This is a genomic window from Methylobacterium nigriterrae, assembly GCF_037106235.1.
Taxonomy (GTDB): Bacteria; Pseudomonadota; Alphaproteobacteria; order Rhizobiales; family Beijerinckiaceae; genus Methylobacterium; species Methylobacterium nigriterrae.
This window is the reverse complement of the sequence record NZ_JBAWTG010000032.1, coordinates 1-17,432: the sequence shown is the minus strand read 5'-3', so window position 1 is coordinate 17,432 and position 17,432 is coordinate 1. Positions and strand designations below refer to the sequence as shown.

Sequence of the window (17,432 nt, the reverse complement as noted above, 5' to 3'; positions counted from 1 at the left end):
CCCATGCCGGACCCCACGGTGACGGAGTCCGTCGCCTCGGCCGACCAGGCTTCCGCCGATGCCGGCCTGCAGCCCGGCCGCCTCGTCGAGCCGAGGGCCGGCGCCGCCACCGGCAGCGCGATGATCGCGATCGACGGCGTCAGCAAGTGGTACGGCGACTTCCAGGTGCTGACGGACTGCACGACCAGCATCAAGAAGGGCGAGGTGGTGGTGGTGTGCGGCCCCTCGGGGTCGGGCAAGTCGACGCTGATCAAGTGCGTCAACGCGCTGGAGCCGTTCCAGAAGGGCCAGATCACGGTGGACGGCACCAAGGTCCTCGACAAGGCCACCAACCTGCCGAAGCTCCGCTCGCGGGTCGGCATGGTGTTCCAGCACTTCGAGCTGTTCCCGCACCTGTCGATCACCGAGAACCTGACGCTCGCCCAGCGCAAGGTGCTCAAGCGCCCGGGCGAGGAGGCGAAGAGGCGCGGGCTCGACCTGCTCGCCCGCGTCGGCCTGTCGGCCCACGCCACGAAGTATCCCGGCCAGCTCTCCGGCGGCCAGCAGCAGCGCGTCGCCATCGCCCGCGCGCTCGCCATGAACCCGATCGTGATGCTGTTCGACGAGCCGACCTCGGCGCTCGACCCCGAGATGGTGGGCGAGGTGCTCGACGTGATGGTGGAACTCGCCCGCGACGGCATGACCATGATGGTGGTGACCCACGAGATGGGCTTCGCCAAGAAGGTCGCCGACCGGGTGATCTTCATGGATCGCGGCGAGATCGTCGAGGACGCCACCAAGGCGGACTTCTTCGGCAAGCCGCGCTCCGAGCGCGCGCAGCAATTCCTCTCGAAGATCCTCCAGCACTGAGGACGATCAGGCCGCGCGCATGCCAGGAGGTTCGCGGACCGGTGCGGATCCCCCGCTCCGCCACGGGAGCGGGGGCCCGCGCGCCGTGCGGCTTGTCAAGGCGCGGGCCTTCGCGATCCAGAGGTCACGCGGAACGCGCCGGCGCTCCTACTCCTCGGCCGCCGAGGAGCCCTTCCGCCTCGGCAGCTTGAGCAGGATGCGCCGGACATGGGCGCGGACGGGCGCGTGCAGGGCGTCGCGCGCCACAACGGCGTGTCGCGGGGCCGGGGAGGACGAGCGCATGGACGGCAACCCTCGCTGCAGAACCGCCCGGATATGGGCGCGGAGTTCGCTGTGATCGGTCATACCGCCCGGTACGCACGACCTGTGCTCGCAGGTTCAACGGCCGCGCTCGTGCGTCGGCTCGGGTAGATTCCGTACGGCGCCGGCATGACGGCCGGGCTAGTTATCGGCGGTCCGGAAGGTGTCGCAGGACCGCGTCTGGCCGCTCTTGTAGCCCGTCATGAACCAGCGCATCCGCTGCTGCGAGGTGCCGTGCGTGAAGGAATCGGGCACCGCGTAGCCCTGGCTCTGCTGTTGCAGCTTGTCGTCGCCGATCGCGCTCGCGGCCTGTAGCGCCTCCTCGATGTCGCCCTGCTCCAGCGCGTTCCAGCGGTCGTTCGAGTTCTTGGCCCAGACGCCCGCGAGGCAATCGGCCATCAGCTCGACGCGCACCGACAGGTGATTGGATTCGACCTTGCCGGACGCCTGCTGGCGCGCCTGGACCTTGCCGAGGATGCCGAGCACGTCCTGCACGTGGTGGCCGACCTCGTGGGCGATCACGTAGGCGTAGGCGAAGTCGCCCTTCACCCGGAAGCGCTGGGCCATCTCCTTGAAGAAGTTCGTGTCGAGATAGACCTTCTTGTCCAGCGGACAGTAGAACGGCCCCATCGCGGCCTGGGCGGACCCGCAGCCGCTGCGCGTGCCGCCGGTGTAGAGCACCATCGCGGTCGGGGTGTACCGCTTGCCGGTCTGGTCCGGCAGGACGGTGCTCCAGACATCCTCGGTGTTGCCCAGGATCTTCGCGGCGAACTGCCCGCTCTGGTCGGTAGGCGCGGTGCGCCGCCGCTGCTGGGTCTGCGGATCGACCTGCTCCTCGCGCTGGCGCCCGCCGGTCATCTGCTCGGCGCCGCCGATGAGGATGGCCGGGTTGATGCCGGTGACCCAGCCGATGATGCACAGGATCACGATCGTGCCGATGCCGAGGCCGCCGGCCCCGCCGCCGGGAAAGCCGAAGCCGCCCCCGCCCTCGCCGCGGCGGTCCTCGACATTCTCCGAGCTCCGAAAGTCTTCCCAGCGCATGTCCGCCACCACTCATTGAACGCCGCCGCCGGCGCCTGTCTAATGGCCCCGGCGCCGCAACGGTTCCGCTTGCGCCAGCGCCTAGACCGATTCAGGCGGTCCCGTCGAGGGCCTGGCGCAGCAGCCGGAAGTCGCGCCAGGCGAGGCGCTTCTGCACGGGCTGGCGCAGGAGGTAGGCCGGGTGCAGGGTCGCCAGCGCGCGCACCTCCCGGTTCTCCAGCCTGTAGGGATAGAAGCGGCCCCGCGCCTTCAGGATTCCGTCCTTCGTGCCGGTCAGCGCCTGCGTCGCCGGGCTGCCGAGGCAGACGATCAGGTCGGGGTCGGCGAGCTCGATCTGCCGCTCGATGAACGGCTTGCAGATCGAGACCTCCTGGGGGGTCGGGTTGCGGTTCCCCGGCGGCCGCCAGGGCACGATGTTGGCGACGTAGGCGCTCGTGCGGTCGAGGCCGATCGCCCGCATCATCCGGTCGAGCAACTGGCCGGAGCGGCCCATGAACGGCTTGCCGATCCGGTCCTCGTCGGCGCCCGGCGCCTCGCCGACGAACATCACGCGCGCCTCGGGGTTGCCGTCGGCGAAGACGAGGTTCTTGGCCGTGAACTTCAAGGGGCAACCGTCGAAGCCGGCGAGCAGCGCCTCGAGCTCATCGAGGGTCCGCGTCTCCCTGGCTCGGGCGCGGGCATCGTCGGCCGCCTCGTCGGGCTTGGCCGAGGCCGATCGGCCGTAGGTGCGGCCCTGCGGGGCCCGGACAGCCGGCGGCGCGGCGGGCACGGCCCGCGGGCGGGGCGCCTCTGCCTCGAGCGTCGCGGCGGCGGGCGCGGCCCGCGCTGGGCTCGGCGCCTCCGCCTCGCCGAAGCGGTCGTGCGGCCGTTCGTCGAGGGCGGCGTCGACGCCGGCCTCGACGTGGAAATCGAGATACGAGATCAGGTCGCGCTGCGTGTCCGCGTTCGAAGTCATGTCGGAGAAATGGTGGTCCGCGAGTCTGTGGACAACTGATCACGGGCCGATTGTATGCCCGCCGCGGCGTTGTTGCACGCATGGTCATTGCCGCTTGCCTTCCTACCCTGGAACGGGTTGAGAGAGAACTTGAGAGGACAGGCCGCTGACGCCCCGCGCCGGCGGGCGCCCGAGCGGCCTCAGGAGGAAACAGGATGGCGCTTCCCGAACGCGAGGGGATGGATTTCGACGTGGTGATCGTGGGCGCGGGGCCCGCGGGCCTCGCCGCGGCCATCCGCCTGAAGCAGCTCTCGGCGCAGACGGGCAGCGAGATCAGCGTTGTGGTGGTCGAGAAGGGCTCGGAGGTCGGCGCCCACATCCTGTCGGGCGCCGTGATCGATCCGAGCGGCCTCGACGCGCTGGTGCCGGACTGGCGCCAGGATCCCGAGCGCCCGCTCAAGACGGCGGTCGAGCGCGATGAGTTCATGTTCCTCACGAAGAACAGCGGCGTCAGCCTGCCGAACGTGTTCTTCCCGCGTCTGATGTCGAACCACGGCAACTTCGTCGGCTCGCTCTCGAACGTGACCAAGTATCTCGGCCGCAAGGCGGAGGAGCTCGGCGTCGAGATCTACCCGGGTTTCCCGGCCTCCGAGGTCCTCTACGACGACAAGGGCGCGGTCACGGGCGTCGCCACGGGGGACCTCGGCATCGGCAGGTCCGGCGAGCCGCGCGACGACTTCACCCGCGGCATGGAGCTGCGCGGCCGGTACACGGTCTTCGGCGAGGGCGCGCGCGGCTCGCTCACCAAGACGCTCGTCGACCGGTTCGGGCTCAACCGCGACAGCGACCACCAGAAATACGGGATCGGCGTCAAGGAACTCTGGCAGCTCGCGCCGGAAAAATTCCAGCCCGGCCTCGTCCAGCACACGATGGGCTGGCCGCTGCCGAACAGGGCTGGCGGCGGCTCCTGGCTCTACCATTTCGACGATCACCTGCTCTCGGTCGGCTTCGTCACGCACCTGAACTACGAGAACCCCACCCTCTCGCCCTTCGAGGAGTTCCAGCGCTTCAAGACGCACCCGATGATCCGCGACGTGTTCGAGGGCGCCAAGCGCATCGGCTACGGCGCGCGCGCCATCATGGAAGGCGGCTGGCAATCGGTGCCGAAGCTCGTCTTCCCGGGAGGCTGCCTCGTCGGGGACTCGGCCGGCTTCGTCAACGTGCCGCGCATCAAGGGCTCGCACAACGCGGTGCTCTCCGGCATGCAGGCGGCGGAGGCGATCGCGGCGGCGCTCGCGGCCGGCCGCCAGGGCGACGAGCTCAGCGATTACGAGAACGGCTGGCGCGCCAGCCCGATCGGCCAGGACCTCAAGGCCGTGCGCAACGTCAAGCCGCTCTGGTCACGCTACGGCACGCTCGTCGGCGTGGGCCTCGGCGGCCTCGACATGTGGTCGAACACGCTGCTCAACGCCTCGCCCTTCGGCACGCTCAAGCACGGCAAGCCGGACCATGCCTGCCTCAAGCCGCTCGCGGAGGTGACACCGATCGTCTACCCGAAGCCGGACGGCAAGCTGACCTTCGACCGGCTCTCCTCGGTCTACCTGTCGAACACGAACCACGAGGAGGACCAGCCGGCCCACCTGAAGGTCAAGGACATGGGCCTGCAGAAATCCTCCGAGCACGACGTGTTCGGCGGCCCCTCGGCCCGCTACTGCCCGGCCGGCGTCTACGAGTGGGTGGAGGACGCCGCGTCGAGCGACGGCGTGCGCTACCAGATCAATGCGCAGAACTGCGTCCACTGCAAGACATGCGACATCAAGGACCCGAACCAGAACATCAACTGGGAGACGCCCGAGGGGCCGGGCGGACCCAATTACCCGAACATGTGAGGGCCGCGGCACCCCGCGCCGGGGTGCCGGCGAGCCGGCCGTTCGGCCGCAGGCGGAGCGCCCTTCGCGCCATCCTTTCGCCTTGCGGGCATGGCGGGAAGAGTCCACTGTCCCCGCCAATCGGCGCCGGCCTCACCTCGCGGACCGGCGCTCGCAGGAGCCGTGACTGGTGCCCATCAACGGAAACGCCGCCCGCCGCACCGCCTCGGTGCTTGCCCTCGCGCTGGCCGCGAGCCTGCCGCTCTCGGTGGGCGTCCTCGCCGCGCAGCCGCGTGACTCGTCGCCGATCTCCGATTACGAGCCGGCCGAATCCCTCGAGGGCAACTTCCTCTCGGCCTACATCGCTGGCGCCTCGCGCGACACCGCGGCCGCGGCGAGCTTCTACCGCGAGGCCGTGAAGGCCGATCCGCGCAACGCCGAGCTTCTGGAACGCGCCTTCGTGTCGCTGCTCGCGGACGGCGCGCTGCCGGACGCCTTCCGGGCGGCCGAGCGCCTGTCGGCGCGGGACGGCGCCAACGGCCTCGCGCAGCTCGCGCTCGGGGTTCGCCAGATCAAGGCCGGCCAGTGGGCGGCCGCGCGCCAGAACTTCGCCCGCAGCGGTCGCGGCGCGGCGGCCGACCTCACCGCGACGCTCCTGACCGCCTGGGCCTATGCCGGCGCGGGCGACGGCAAGCGGGCGCTGGAGACCGTCTCGCGTCTCAAGGGCGAGCGCTACTACAACACCTTCCGGGACTACCATGCCGGCCTGATCGCCAGCGTGGTGGGCGATCAGGCGGAAGCCGAGCGGCGCCTCAAGGCGGCCTACGACACCGACCGCAACACGCTGCGCATCGTCGACGCCTACGCGCGCTTCGAGGCACAGGCCGGCCGCACCGACCTCGCGATCCAGGCCTACACCGAGTTCGACAGCCTGCTGCCGCGCCACCCGATCGTGCGCGACGCGCTCGACAAGCTGAAGGCCGGCAAGCCGCTCACCCGCCTGATCACGACCGCGCAGGAGGGTGCGGCCGAGGTGCTCTACGGCCTCGGCTCGGCGGGCTCGACGCAGGGCGACGAGCTGCCGGCGGTGGTCTACCTGCGCCTCGCCCTCTACCTCGCGCCCGAGCACGCACTGGCCCGCCTGACGCTGGCCGACACCCTCGACCGGATGAAGCAGCCGGACCGGGCCAACGAAGCCTACATGCAGATCCCGTCCAACTCGCCGCTCAAGCTCAACGCCGACATCCAGGTTGGGCTGAACCTCGAGCAGATGGGCAAGGGCGAGGAAGCGCTCGCCCATCTCGACGCCGCCATGAGGGCGCATCCGGACGACATCGACGTCATCACGGCGCTCGGCAACGTGCAGCGCTCGCGCAAGAAGTACGAGGAGGCCGCTGCCACCTACTCGCGCGCCATCGCCCTGATCGGCGAGCGCCCGCTGCAGAACTACTGGACGACCTTCTACTTCCGCGGCACGGCCTACGAGCGTGCCAAGCAATGGTCGAAGGCCGAGGCCGACCTCAAGAAGGCGCTCGAGCTGGTCCCGCCGAACCAGCCCGCCGCCAAGGCGCAGGTGCTGAACTACCTCGCCTATTCCTGGGTCGACCAGAACATCAACATCGACGAAGCCTTCAAGATGCTGAAGCAGGCGGTCGACGCCGCGCCGCGAGACGGCATGATCATCGACAGCCTCGGCTGGGCCTATTACCGCCTGGGCCGCTGGGACGAAGCCACCCGCGAACTGGAGAAGGCTGTCGAGCTCAAGCCCGGCGACCCGACCATCAACGACCATCTCGGCGACGCCTACTGGCGCTCCGGGCGCCGGCTTGAGGGCAAGTTCCAATGGCAGCACGCCAAGGACCTGAACCCTGAGCCCGAGGATCTCGAGAAGATCAACGACAAGCTCAAGAACGGGCTGCCGGAGCTCGACAAGCCCACCGCGACCGCCGAGAACCCGCCCGCACCGGTGGCGGCCCCGCACAACCCGGAAAATCCGGAATTGCCGAAGGGGGCGCCTGCTCCGAACGAGCCCCCGGGCGCGGCCGACAAGAAGAAGACGGGGGGTTGAGGCCGCGCAGCGTCCGGCAGCCGATCCCGTCAGGCCGGGGCCGCGCAGCGGCGCCCGGAGCCGGGCGGGTGTGCCGGTGGCTGCGCAATACGGAATCGCCGGGGAAGCCGGTCCATCACCTCGCCGCACCCCACCCGCGACCTCATCCCGAGGTGCTGCGCGATCGACGATCGCGCAGGCTCGAAAGAGCCCCCCGGAAGACGCGCGATCCCCGCAATTATCCTTCGAGGATCGTTCGAGGCTGCTTCGCAGCACGTCGGGATGAGATCGCGGGTGAGAGAGGCTTCTCGATGCCACTGGGCCCGGACGCGACCCGGAGCCCGTCCAACGCCATGATCCCAGCATGCCTCGCCTCTCCACCCGCGCGCCCGCCAAGATCAACCTGACGCTCCACGTGCTCGGCCGGCGGGCCGGCGACGGCTATCATGCCCTGGAGAGCCTCGTCGCCTTCGCGGGCGCCTGCGACCGGATCAGCCTCGAACCCGGCGGCCCCTTGCGGCTGACGGTGGAAGGGCCGACCGCCGGACCTGCCGGGCCGACCGACGACAACCTCGTGCTGCGTGCCGCCCGGCGCCTCGCCGAGGCGGTGCCGGGCCTGGCGACCGGCGCCTTCGACCTCGTGAAGCGCCTGCCGGTCGCGGCCGGCATCGGCGGCGGCTCGTCCGACGCGGCCGCGGGCCTGCGGCTGCTCGTCGAGCTGAACGGCCTCACCCTCGACCATCCGGCCGTGGTCGCGGCCGCGCGCGCCACCGGGGCCGACGTGCCGGTCTGCCTCGATCCGCGGGCGCGGATGATGCGGGGGGCCGGCGAGGCGATCGGCCCGGCACTCGGCCTCGCGCCGCTGCCCGCGGTGCTGATCAACCCCGGCGTGCCGGTGCCGACGGCGCCGGTCTTCAAGGCCCTCGGCCTCGCGGTCGGCCAGACCCTCGACGGTGCCGCCCATCCGGAGATCGCCCCCGGTTCCGGCCCGGGCGACCTCCTCGCCGCCATCGGCCCGGCCCGCAACGACCTGGAGATCCCGGCGCTCACCGTGGCCCCGGTCATCGGCGCGGCGCTGGCCGCGCTGCGGGCGGAAGGGGGATGCCGGCTCGCACGGATGTCTGGATCCGGCGCGACGGTGTTCGGAATCTTCGGTCACCGCAGCGAGGCCGTCCGCGCGGCCGGTGCGATCCGGGCCGCCGAGCCGGGCTGGTGGGTCGCCCCGACGCTGCTCCGGTAAGCGTCGCGCCGAGCCCCGGAGTTATCCCTGCCAGATCGATCAATCGATCCTGCCGGCCGATCCCATCCAAGCCCTCATCCTGAGATGCGGGGCGGTCGAAGATCGAACGCCCTCGAAGGAGCCCTCCAGCTCGCGCGCGATTCCCGGAGATCTCTTTCGAGGCTAGGCTTTCGCTCCGCGCCTTGGGATGAGGACGGAGGGCCGGGATGGATCGATCGGACGGGCGCTCAGTGCGCCCTTGCGATGCAGAAATCGACCACCTGCAGCAGCGCCGCCTTCATCCGGCTGTTCGGGAACAGCGCGAGCGCGTCGCGCGCCATGGCGCCGTAGTGCCGGGCGCGCTCCACCGTGTCCTCGAGCGCCCGGTGCCGCCGCAGGATCGCGCGCGCGGTCTCGAGGTCGCCCTCGCCGACCTCGCCCTGCTCCAGGGTGCGCCGCCAGAAGGCCCGCTCCTCGTCGGTGCCGCGCCGGAACGAGAGCACGATCGGCAGGGTGATCTTGCCCTCGCGGAAATCGTCGCCGACGTTCTTGCCGAGGCTCGCGCTGGTGCCGCCGTAATCGAGCACGTCGTCGATGAGCTGGAAGGCGATGCCGAGGTTCATCCCGTAGGAGCGGCAGGCCGCCTGCTCGGCGCGCGGCCGCTCGGCCAGGACCGGCCCGACCTCGCAGGCGGCGGCGAAGAGTTCCGCGGTCTTGGCGCGAATCACCGCGAGGTACTCGTCCTCGCTCGTCTCGGTGTTCTTGGCGGCGGTGAGCTGCATCACCTCGCCCTCGGCGATCACGGTCGCGGCCGCCGACAGGATGTCGAGGGCGCGCAGCGAACCCACCTCGACCATCATGCGGAAGGCCTGGCCGAGCAGGAAGTCGCCGACGAGGACGCTCGCCTCGTTGCCCCACTTGATGCGCGCGGCCACGCGCCCGCGGCGCATGTCGCTCTCGTCCACGACATCGTCGTGCAGGAGCGTCGCCGTGTGCATGAACTCGACGCTGGCCGCGAGCTTCACGGCGCCGTCGCCGCCCGCGTAGCCGCAGAGGTCGGCGGTGGCCAGCGTCAGGATCGGGCGCAGCCGCTTGCCGCCCGAGGCGATCAGGTGGTTGGCGACCTCCGGTATCATGGCCACGTCCGATCCCGTCCGCGACAGGATCATCGTGTTGACGCGATCCATGCCGCCGGCCACCAGGGCGACGAGGTCTGACAGGCTCGCCTCCGGATCGGAGCGGCCCTCATCGAGGGAAACGACGACACCCAAGGCCCGATGCCTCCAACGGATCAGCTTGCGACGAACGTGCGGCCCCCCTTCGCACGGGCTCGTTGGCGCTGCAACACGCGGCGCGCCGGGGCGTGCCAAGCCTGATATGGCGCGGGCGCCCGCGAAGCTGTACGCGGCGAATGCGCATCCCCGCGCCCGACCGCCCGCCACGGGCAAGCCTTCGAGCCTCGCGGCCATGACCGAGCTGATCCGGACCAACGACATCGTGCTGATCGGCTTCGCCCGCTCGCTCCTGGAGGGCGCCGCCATCCCGGTGCTCGTGGCCGACGACCACATGAGCCTGATGGAGGGTTCGATCGGCGCCTTCCCAAGGCGCCTGCTGGTGCCGGACGACCATGCCCGGCAAGCGCGCCGGCTCCTCACCGATGCGGGGCTCGCCCACGAATTGCGCGATGAGCCCGCCCGCTGATCCGGACCTCTTCCTCGGGGGCGCCCTGAGGCTGCACCAGCCGCCTCGCGGCGCGCATCGCGCCGGGACCGACGCCGCCCTCCTGGCCCATCTGATCGTGCCGCCCGATGGCGCGACCGTCTGCGACGTCGGGGCCGGCACCGGCGCGGTGGGCCTCGGCTGCGCCCGGCTGGCGCCGGGCTGCCGCGTCGTGCTGGTCGAGCGCGACCCGGATCTCGCCGCCCTCGCGATCCGCAATGCGGCCGAGAACGGCATGGCCGAGCGCGTCCGCGTGATCGCGGCCGACGTGCTGGCGCCCGGTGCGGTGCGACGTGCGGCCGGCCTCACGGCAGGACTCTGCGACGTGCTGCTGACGAACCCGCCCTATTTCGAGGCCGGCCGCGACCGTCCCTCGCCGCGGGCCGGCAGGGCCGAGGCGCACACCTTCGCGGAGGGCGGGCTGGAAACTTGGCTTCGCACCTGCACGGACCTTCTGCGTCCTGGCGGCCGGATCGGCCTGATCCATCGGGCGGACGCCTTGCCGGCCTGTCTCGATGCCCTGCGCGGGCGCTTCGGGGCGATCCGGGTGCGGCCCGTCCATGCCCGGGCCGATCGGGCCGCGACCCGCATCCTCGTCACCGCGGTCAAGGGCAGCCGCGCCGTCCTGTCCCTGGCGCCCCCACTCGTGCTGCAGGACGCGTCGGGGCGCTTCACCCCGGAGGCCGAGGTGCTGCACCGGGGCCGGCCGGCGGCCCCGTGAGAAACGGGCGCCCGCTCTGGGGCGCCCTGCCGTGACGCTCAGTAGAACGGCCGCCAGCCGTAGTGGCGACGGTAGTAGGGCCGGTGCCAGCCATAATGGCGGCGGTAATGGTGCCGCCGGTAATAGGGCCGATGCCAGTAATGCCGGCGGTGCCAATGATGCCGGCGGTGCCAGTGATGGCGCCGCCAATGGTGCCGGCGCCAGCCATGATGGCGATGCCAATGGCGGCGGTGGTGCCAGCGCGCCTGCGCAACGAGGCCGGACTCGGCCGCCTGCCCCACTCCCGCCATCACCGGCAGCGGCGCCGCATGGGCCGCGATGCCCAGGCCGGCGGCACCGCCGAGCATCCCGATTACCAGGATCATCAAACGTAAGACACGCATCTCGTCCGGTCTCCTCCCGTGGAACACGGCCGCCCGCAGGGCGCCGCGGCGCGACCGAATTCGGGCGCGCCGTGACCGGGAAACGGCGAAATCGCCAAACGGTTCGGTTGCGGACGCGGACGCGATGGCGCGAAGCCTTGCGGTGGACTACGCAATGCCCACCTGCGGGTGCGACCTGCGCCTATTTTCCCGCCCCCGACCGGAAGACGGACAGCCATGCCGCTCGCGATTCCCGCCCCGCTCCGCGCGCTCCTGCCCGAGCGCTTCCGCGAGAAGCGGCCGCGCGTGGCGGTGGTGCGGCTGAGCGGGGCGATCGGCGCGGTCTCGCCGATCCGGCCGGGCCTCTCGATCGGCACCGTCGCGGGAAGCCTCGAGCGCGCCTTCGCGATGACCGGGCTGGTGGCGGTCGCGGTGGTGATCAACTCGCCGGGGGGCTCGCCCGCGCAGTCGCATCTCATCCACCGGCGGATCCGGGCGCTCGCCGCCGAGAAGAAGCTGCCGGTGATCGCGTTCGTGGAGGACGTCGCGGCGTCGGGCGGCTACATGATCGCCTGCGCGGCCGACGAGATCGTGGCGGACCCGACCTCGGTGGTCGGCTCGATCGGCGTCGTCTCGGCCGGCTTCGGCTTCGACCGCCTGATCGAGCGCATCGGCATCGAGCGGCGCGTGCATACGCAGGGCGAGGCCAAGGCGATGCTCGATCCCTTCCGGCCCGAGGATCCCGCCGACGTCGCGCGGCTGAAGCGCATCCAGGCCGACGTCCAGGACATGTTCACGACCCTCGTCACCTCCCGCCGCCCGAACCTGCGCCAGGACGGCGAGAACCTGTTCACGGGCGCGATCTGGACCGGGCGTCAGGCCCTCGAACTCGGCCTCGTCGACGCGCTCGGCGATGTCCGCGCCGTGATGCGGGCGCGCTTCGGCGAGAAGGTCGACCTCCGGATGGTGGCGGAGGCGCGCGGCTCGATCCTGGCGCGGCTCCTGCGCCGGGCGACGCCGGGCGGCATCGGTCTCGCCGAGGAGGCGCTCGGCGCCATCGAGGAGCGCGCCGCCTGGGCGCGCTTCGGACTGTGACGGGTCAGCGGGCCGCGCAGGCGGCGTTCGGGTTGCCGTAGCCGGAATAGACCACCCGGACCTTGCGCGTGCAGGCCTCGGACTGGGGCGGGCTCGCGATCGGCGCGACCTCCACGGGAACGACCGCGACCGGCTCGGCCACGGCCGACTTGTCCTCGGAGGTCGCGAGCGCGTTGCTGGCGCTCATCACGACCGGCGTCGCGACGAGCGAGGCGGCGACGAGAGCGGCGAAAACTGTGAAACCCTTGCGCATGACTGGTCGTCCGAAGCGTTCGGCCGCTGGGAGGCGGCTCCTGATCCCCTGGTTGCTGCGTAAACTTGGCCGGGGGCTTGGCAGTTCCGGATCTTGATCGAATTGGGGCGGAAATGTGTGCGACCGCGCACGACCCCGCTCGCTTGACACCCCGCCGCACGCTCTTAAACGCTCCGGCCCACCGCTTTCCCCGCCGACCGGAAGTTTGTGAACGATGCCGAGCGAAGTCGATCTCGCGCCCCATGCCTCGTTCCAGGGGCTGATCCTGACGCTGCAGCGATTCTGGGCGGCGCGGGGCTGCGTGATCCTGCAGCCCTACGACATGGAGGTCGGCGCGGGCACCTTCCACCCGGCCACGACCCTGCGGGCGCTCGGGCCGAAGCCCTGGAAGGCGGCCTATGTCCAGCCCTCGCGCCGCCCGAAGGACGGTCGCTACGGCGAGAACCCGAACCGGCTGCAGCACTATTACCAGTTCCAGGTGATCCTGAAGCCGAATCCCGAGAACCTGCAGGAACTCTACCTCGATTCGCTGAAGGCGATCGGCGTCGACCTCGCGCTCCACGACATCCGCTTCGTCGAGGACGACTGGGAGAGCCCGACGCTGGGTGCCTGGGGCCTCGGCTGGGAATGCTGGTGCGACGGCATGGAGGTGAGCCAGTTCACCTATTTCCAGCAGGTCGCGGGCTTCGAGTGCGCGCCGGTGGCGGGCGAGCTGACCTACGGCCTCGAGCGGCTCGCCATGTACGTGCAGGGCGTCGAGAACGTCTACGACCTCAACTTCAACGGCGGCGCCGGCGACGACAAGGTGACCTACGGCGACGTCTTCCTGCAGGCCGAGCAGGAATATTCGCGCCACAATTTCGAGGCGGCCGACACCGCGATGCTGTTCCGGCAGTTCACCGATGCCGAGCAGGCCTGCCGCAGCTACCTCGACGCCGGCGCGCCGGATGGCGAGACCGGTCGCCACCGCATGGTCCAGCCGGCCTACGACCAGTGCATCAAGGCGAGCCACGTCTTCAACCTGCTCGACGCGCGCGGCGTCATCTCGGTGACGGAGCGCCAGAGCTACATCCTGCGCGTGCGCGAACTCGCCAAGGCCTGCGGCGCGGCCTGGCTGCAGACGGCCGGGGGCGGCGCGGCCTGACCGCCCGACGACCCGGCCGCACACCGACACCCTGAACCTCCTTCCGGACGCCGCCTCCCATGCCCGATCTTCTCCTCGAACTCCGCTCCGAAGAGATCCCCGCCCGCATGCAGCGCCGCGCGGCCGAGGACCTGCGCAAGCTCGTCACCGACGCGCTCGTCGAGCGCGGCTTCCTCTACGAGGGCGCCAAGGCCTTCGCGACGCCGCGCCGCCTCGCGCTGCACGTCGCCGGCCTGCCGCCGCGCGGCGAGGCGGTGCGCGAGGAGCGGCGCGGCCCCCGCGTCGGCGCGCCGGAGGCGGCCGTCCAGGGCTTCCTGAAGGGCGCCGGGCTCGCGAGCCTCGATCAGGCGACGACCGTGACCGATCCCAAGAAGGGCGCGTTCTACCTCGCGGTGATCGAGCGGCCGGGGCGCGAGACCCTCGACGTGCTCGCCGAGATCCTGCCCCAGATCATCCGCAGCTTCCCCTGGCCGAAATCGATGCGCTGGGGCGGGGCCTCGGCCCAACCCGGCTCCCTGCGCTGGGTGCGCCCGCTGCAATCGATCGTCGCGACCTTCGGGCCCGAGACCGAGACACCCGAGGTGGTTCCGTTCTCGGTCGACGGGATCGCGGCCGGCACGCTGACCTACGGGCACCGGTTCCTCGCGCCCGGCGCCATCGAGGTGCGCCGCTTCGACGATTACGGGCCGAGCCTGGAGCGCGCCAAGGTCGTGCTCGACGCGGACCGGCGCAAGGACATCATCCTGCACGACGCACGCGACCTCGCCTTCGCCCGCGGCCTCGAACTCGTGGAGGACGAGGGCCTCCTGGAGGAGGTGGCCGGGCTCGTCGAGTGGCCGGTGGTGCTGATGGGTTCCTTCGACGAGAGCTTCCTCGATATCCCGGCCGAAGCCATCCGCGCCACGATCCGGGCGAACCAGAAATGCTTCGTGCTGCGGAAGGGCGGCTCGGACGCGCTGGCCCCGGCCTTCATCCTGGTCTCGAACCTCGAAGCCAGCGACGGCGGCGCCGCGATCACGGCGGGCAACGAGCGCGTGGTAAGCGCCCGCCTCTCGGACGCGAAGTTTTTTTGGGACACGGATCGTGCGGTCTCGCTGGAGAGCCGGCTGCCGAAGCTCGACAGCATCGTGTTCCACGAGAAGCTCGGGACGCAGGGGGAGCGGGTGCAGCGCATCGCGGCGCTCGCGCGGGAACTGGCGGGCTCGATCGGCGCCGACATCGGTCTCGCAGACCGGGCGGCGCGCCTCGCCAAGGCGGATCTCGTCACCGAGATGGTCGGCGAGTTTCCCGAACTGCAGGGGCTGATGGGATCCCGATACGCCGCGCTCCAGGGCGAGCACCCGAGCGTCTGCGCGGCGATCGGCGATCACTACAAGCCGCTCGGTCCGTCCGACCGTGTTCCGACCGATCCGGTGGCGATCGCGGTCGCGCTGGCCGACAAGCTCATTTCCTTGGCCGGCTTCTGGTCGATCGACGAGACGCCGACCGGGAGCAAGGATCCCTACGCTCTGCGGCGGGCCGCCCTCGGCGTGATCCGGCTGATCCTCGAGAACGAGGTTCGGCTGTCGCTATCCGACGTCGTGTTGCCGGAGGCATTCGACTTGCAACCTGCCGGTCGCCGCGTCGTCGAACTCGACCTGTCCGGCGGCCTGGAACGTGTCCAAGCCGCCCTCGAGGCTCTGCCTCCGGACACCGACCTGTTCGCCGACCCCCGCGTGCAGGATCTCCTCACCTTCTTCGCCGACCGCCTCAAGGTCTACCTCCGCGACCAGGGCGCGCGCCACGACCTGATCGACGCGGTCTTCGCCCTGCCCGACCAGGACGACCTGCTGATGGTGGTGCGCCGCGTCGAGGCGCTTGGCCGCTTCCTCGACACCGACGACGGCAGAAACCTGCTGGCCGGCTACAAGCGCGCGGCCAACATTCTGCGGATCGAGGAGAAGAAGGACGGGCGCGTCTACGATGCGGAGCCGGACGCGGCGCTGATCGCCTCGGCCGGAGAGCCCGAGGAGCGGGCGCTCGCCGACGCTCTCGCCTCGGCCCGGACGTCCGCCTCCCTGGCGGTGGCCGCGGAGGATTTCGAGGGCGCGATGCGGGCGCTCTCGACCCTGCGCGCGCCGGTCGACGCCTTCTTCGACAAGGTGACGGTGAACGCCGCGGACCCGGCGCTCCGCGCCAACCGGCTCGCCCTGCTCAACGCCCTGCGGGCCGCGACGCGGGAGGTGGCGGAGTTCTCGAAGATCGAGGGGTAGGCTCGTCTGCTCCTCCACGCCTTGCCCGTGCGGGAGCGGAGGATCGCCACGACCGGCCTCATGCCCGATCCGCGTGATCCCTTCGGCGTGGGTGGGGCTCCCAACCCTCGACCTCATCCTGAGGTGCCGCGTCAGCGGCCTCGAAGCAGAGATCCAGCGGCCCGCGCGCTCCCTGGAGCCCTCCTTCGAGGCCTCCGCTCCGCTGCGGCTCCTCAGATGAGGTTGAGGGTGGGAAGCCCAGCGCCGAACCGAAGGGATCGAGCGATGCCGTGTCAGAACCAGCCCTTCACCTTGAAGTAGACGATCGGCACGATCGCGCTGATCGCGATCAGCGCCAGGGCATAGGGATAGCCGTAGGCCCAGTCGAGTTCCGGCATGGCCTTGAAGTTCATGCCGTACATCGAGGCGATGAGCGTCGGGGGCACGCCGACCACCGAGACGACGGTGAGCACCCGGAAGGCGTTGTTCTGCTCGATGCTGATCAGGCCGAGCGCGGCGTCGAGCAGGAACTGGACGTTCTCCGAGAGCCGCATCTCGAACTCGTCGAGGGAGGCGATGTCGCGCCGGATCGTCTCGAAGCGCGCATCCGCCTCGCCCCCCAGGAAGCTCTCGCACTCGGCGGCCACGAAGGGGACGATCCGGCCGAGCCCGAGCAGGCTGGAGCGGATCTTGCCGAGCGCCTTGCCCCGCCGCCCGATGCCCCGGAGGATGCGCCGCAGCGCGAGGTCGCGGCGGCGCGGCGGCTTGCGGTCGTCGGGCCGCGCCCCGGGCCGGGCGCTGACGTCGAAGTCGAAGATCCGGCTGGAGAGGCTGTCGAGGTCCGCCCCCATCTCCTCCAGGGCGTCCGCGAGGCTGTCGACCAGCTCCTCCATCAGCAGGAGGAAGATCTCGGTGCTCGACGCGGCGGGCCCGTCGCCCCGGCGGATGCGCGCCTTCACCTCCTGGAACGCACGAAGCTCATGGAAGCGCACGGTGACGAGGCGGTCCCTGGTCAGCACGAAGCCGAGCGGCTTCAGCTGCGAATCCGCCTGATCGAAGGTGATCATCGGCGTCGAGAGCGAGAGGCCGTTCTTCAGGCGGCGCAGCCGGCTCGAGCTCTCGACCTCGCTCAGCGCCTGGCGGGAGGGCACGCGCAGGCCGGTCGCGTCCTCGACGCGTTCGGCCTCCTCGGCGGTCGGGTCGTCGAGGTCGATCCAGACCGCCTCCGGCGGCAGATCCCCACGGCGCGGCAGCGCAGAATGGTCGACCACGCCCTCCGGGCCGTGGATGCTCAGCATGGTGGGGAATCCCGTGGCGGGAAGGCTCCGGATGATCGCGGCGGGAATTTTGCCGTGATCGGTGTCCGACTGGGGGCTGGACAGCCTTGACTCGAAAAACGACCGCGCCTATCTCGCCGCCAGCTTTAGCACTCAACATTCGAGAGTGCTAACGGCCGGTGCTGAGTGCGGTTCCGAGGCCGCATCAACGCCATCTCTGAATTCGAAGCAAGAGGGCAGCTCATGAAGTTCCGTCCGCTGCACGACCGTGTCGTCGTCCGCCGCATCGAGGGCGAGGAGAAGACCAAGGGCGGCATCATCATCCCCGACACCGCCAAGGAGAAGCCCCAGGAGGGCGAGGTCGTCGCCGTC

General features: G+C 70.7%; 16 protein-coding genes and 1 pseudogene. 10 read left to right on the top strand and 7 right to left on the bottom strand.

Translation table 11 applies throughout. The features are described from left to right. The first annotated feature begins 120 nt into the window (after positions 1 to 120). Positions 121 to 849, top strand: a complete 729-nt coding sequence (locus WDW90_RS17510; RefSeq protein WP_336488741.1) for an amino acid ABC transporter ATP-binding protein — start codon at positions 121 to 123, stop codon at positions 847 to 849. Between the two features lie 147 nt (positions 850 to 996). Here WDW90_RS17510 and WDW90_RS17505 read toward each other — a convergent pair whose 3' ends face one another. From WDW90_RS17505 to WDW90_RS17495, 3 genes are all read right to left on the bottom strand, one after another. Further along, positions 997 to 1,131 (bottom strand): hypothetical protein, encoded by a 135-nt coding sequence (locus WDW90_RS17505; protein ID WP_336488697.1) that lies wholly within the window; start codon positions 1,129 to 1,131, stop codon positions 997 to 999. 159 nt (positions 1,132 to 1,290) lie between these two features. After that, positions 1,291 to 2,190, bottom strand: coding sequence for a KPN_02809 family neutral zinc metallopeptidase (ypfJ, locus tag WDW90_RS17500; RefSeq protein ID WP_336488696.1), 900 nt, complete (start codon positions 2,188 to 2,190; stop codon positions 1,291 to 1,293). A 91-nt stretch (positions 2,191 to 2,281) separates the two neighbouring features. Continuing rightward, positions 2,282 to 3,145 (bottom strand): uracil-DNA glycosylase, encoded by an 864-nt coding sequence (locus tag WDW90_RS17495; protein WP_336488695.1) that lies wholly within the window; start codon positions 3,143 to 3,145, stop codon positions 2,282 to 2,284. Between the two features lie 194 nt (positions 3,146 to 3,339). Between WDW90_RS17495 and WDW90_RS17490 the strand changes: the two genes are divergently transcribed. From WDW90_RS17490 to WDW90_RS17480, 3 genes are all read left to right on the top strand, one after another. After that, positions 3,340 to 5,013 carry an electron transfer flavoprotein-ubiquinone oxidoreductase gene (locus WDW90_RS17490; protein WP_336488694.1) on the top strand — a complete coding sequence of 558 codons (1,674 nt, stop codon included), beginning with the start codon at positions 3,340 to 3,342 and terminating at the stop codon, positions 5,011 to 5,013. A 175-nt stretch (positions 5,014 to 5,188) separates the two neighbouring features. Next, complete coding sequence (locus WDW90_RS17485) at positions 5,189 to 7,060, top strand: tetratricopeptide repeat protein (protein ID WP_336488740.1); 1,872 nt, start codon at positions 5,189 to 5,191, stop codon at positions 7,058 to 7,060. 343 nt (positions 7,061 to 7,403) lie between these two features. Continuing rightward, positions 7,404 to 8,279 (top strand): 4-(cytidine 5'-diphospho)-2-C-methyl-D-erythritol kinase, encoded by an 876-nt coding sequence (locus WDW90_RS17480; RefSeq protein WP_336488693.1) that lies wholly within the window; start codon positions 7,404 to 7,406, stop codon positions 8,277 to 8,279. Between the two features lie 227 nt (positions 8,280 to 8,506). Here WDW90_RS17480 and WDW90_RS17475 read toward each other — a convergent pair whose 3' ends face one another. Further along, a complete protein-coding gene (locus WDW90_RS17475) occupies positions 8,507 to 9,529 on the bottom strand; it encodes a polyprenyl synthetase family protein (protein WP_336488692.1) in 1,023 nt (340 codons plus the stop codon). A gap of 196 nt (positions 9,530 to 9,725) precedes the next feature. On the opposite strand from WDW90_RS17475, the gene WDW90_RS17470 reads away from it, so the two are divergent. Both WDW90_RS17470 and WDW90_RS17465 read left to right on the top strand, forming a co-directional pair. Next, complete coding sequence (locus WDW90_RS17470) at positions 9,726 to 9,959, top strand: putative signal transducing protein (RefSeq protein WP_336488739.1); 234 nt, start codon at positions 9,726 to 9,728, stop codon at positions 9,957 to 9,959. Beyond that, positions 9,943 to 10,698 (top strand): tRNA1(Val) (adenine(37)-N6)-methyltransferase, encoded by a 756-nt coding sequence (locus WDW90_RS17465; RefSeq protein WP_336488691.1) that lies wholly within the window; start codon positions 9,943 to 9,945, stop codon positions 10,696 to 10,698. The genes WDW90_RS17470 and WDW90_RS17465 overlap by 17 nt, the downstream gene beginning before the upstream one ends. Before the next feature lie 38 nt (positions 10,699 to 10,736). Here WDW90_RS17465 and WDW90_RS17460 read toward each other — a convergent pair whose 3' ends face one another. Then, positions 10,737 to 11,081, bottom strand: a complete 345-nt coding sequence (locus tag WDW90_RS17460; protein ID WP_336488690.1) for a hypothetical protein — start codon at positions 11,079 to 11,081, stop codon at positions 10,737 to 10,739. Positions 11,082 to 11,297: 216 nt separating this feature from the next. Between WDW90_RS17460 and WDW90_RS17455 the strand changes: the two genes are divergently transcribed. Beyond that, positions 11,298 to 12,155, top strand: a complete 858-nt coding sequence (locus WDW90_RS17455; RefSeq protein ID WP_336488689.1) for a S49 family peptidase — start codon at positions 11,298 to 11,300, stop codon at positions 12,153 to 12,155. A 4-nt stretch (positions 12,156 to 12,159) separates the two neighbouring features. Here WDW90_RS17455 and WDW90_RS17450 read toward each other — a convergent pair whose 3' ends face one another. Beyond that, positions 12,160 to 12,408 (bottom strand): hypothetical protein, encoded by a 249-nt coding sequence (locus tag WDW90_RS17450; RefSeq protein WP_336488688.1) that lies wholly within the window; start codon positions 12,406 to 12,408, stop codon positions 12,160 to 12,162. A 214-nt stretch (positions 12,409 to 12,622) separates the two neighbouring features. Here WDW90_RS17450 and WDW90_RS17445 point away from each other — a divergent pair, with 214 nt between their 5' ends. Continuing rightward, positions 12,623 to 13,552 carry a glycine--tRNA ligase subunit alpha gene (locus WDW90_RS17445; protein ID WP_336488687.1) on the top strand — a complete coding sequence of 310 codons (930 nt, stop codon included), beginning with the start codon at positions 12,623 to 12,625 and terminating at the stop codon, positions 13,550 to 13,552. A gap of 59 nt (positions 13,553 to 13,611) precedes the next feature. Then, entirely contained in the window at positions 13,612 to 15,804 is a 2,193-nt protein-coding gene (gene glyS / locus WDW90_RS17440; protein ID WP_336488686.1) for a glycine--tRNA ligase subunit beta, read from the top strand. 272 nt (positions 15,805 to 16,076) lie between these two features. Here glyS and WDW90_RS17435 read toward each other — a convergent pair whose 3' ends face one another. Next, entirely contained in the window at positions 16,077 to 17,081 is a 1,005-nt protein-coding gene (locus WDW90_RS17435) for a magnesium transporter CorA family protein (RefSeq protein WP_336488685.1), read from the bottom strand. Positions 17,082 to 17,303: 222 nt separating this feature from the next. Between WDW90_RS17435 and WDW90_RS17430 the strand changes: the two are divergent. Next, positions 17,304 to 17,432, top strand: a pseudogene (locus tag WDW90_RS17430) (co-chaperone GroES); the annotation flags it as partial.